General features: G+C 67.4%; 1 pseudogene. It reads left to right on the forward strand.

Annotation, left to right across the window (positions count from 1 at the left end):
* Positions 1-65: 65 nt before the first annotated feature.
* Positions 66-1,048: pseudogene (locus tag ABZ725_RS52480) on the forward strand (IS5 family transposase).
* The last annotated feature ends 23 nt before the right edge of the window (positions 1,049-1,071 follow it).

Here is a 1,071-nt window from a genome sequence, read left to right on the forward strand (position 1 = left end):
CTAGGGGCTGTCTCTAGTTGTGATCAAGTGGCTTGGGATGGGGACCGGTGCGATAAGACTGTGGTGTGACGCGCGCGCAACTCACCGACAGTGAGTGGGAGTTCATCGGGCCGTTCCTGCCGGTCGGCAGGTTCGGCCCGTACCCCGAACGTCTGCGTGAGCAGTTCGAGGGGGTGATCTGGCGGTTCCGCACCGGCAGCCAGTGGAGAGAGATGCCCGAACGGTTCGGCGCCTGGCAGACCGTCTACAACCGCTTCATGCGATGGCGGGACGCAGGCGTCTTCCAGACCTTGCTGGACGAAGCGATCGCCGAGGCCGCCCGCGGGGACGAGATCGACATGTCCCTGGTCAGCGTGGACTCCACCACCACACGGGCCCATCACGACGCCGCTGGCATGCGGGTCAGCGAACAGACCCTGGCCGCACTCGAGGAGGCGGCCCTGCAAAAGGGGGAGCATCAGAGGGACAAGGCGGGCAGGACGGTGAAAGCGATCCGGTCCGCGCCGAACGCCGACGCATCCGATTACGACGGCGGGCCCGGCTGAAGGCCGCTCTGCTCGGACGGTCGCGCGGCGGCCTGACCAGCAAGATCCACCTGGCTGCCGACCGGCGCTGCCGGCCGATGGCCCTCCTTCTGACCGCCGGGCAGGCCGCCGACAGTCCCCAGTTCATCCCGGTCCTGAGCAAAGTCCGGGTCCGTCTGCCCGTCGGCCGTCCCCGCACCCGGCCGGATGCCGTGGCCGGCGATAAGGCCTACTCCTCGCGCGCCATCCGCGCCCACCTGCGCAAACGCCGCATCAAGGCAGTCATCCCGGAGAAGAAGGACCAGGCCGCCAACCGCAGGAAGAAAGGCAGCCGTGGCGGCAGGCCCGTCACCCACGACACCGATCTCTACCGCGACCGCAACACGGTCGAGCGGGCCATCAACAGGATGAAGGACTGGCGAGGCATCGCGACCCGCTACGACAAGACGCCCGAGAGCTACCTCGCCGGACTCCACCTCCGCGCAGCGACCATCTGGATCAGCAGCCTCCTCAAAGCCCAATGATCACAACTAGAGACAGCCCCTAG

It is taken from the genome of Streptomyces sp. NPDC006872, assembly GCF_040635845.1.
In the GTDB taxonomy this organism is placed as follows: Bacteria; Actinomycetota; Actinomycetes; order Streptomycetales; family Streptomycetaceae; genus Streptomyces.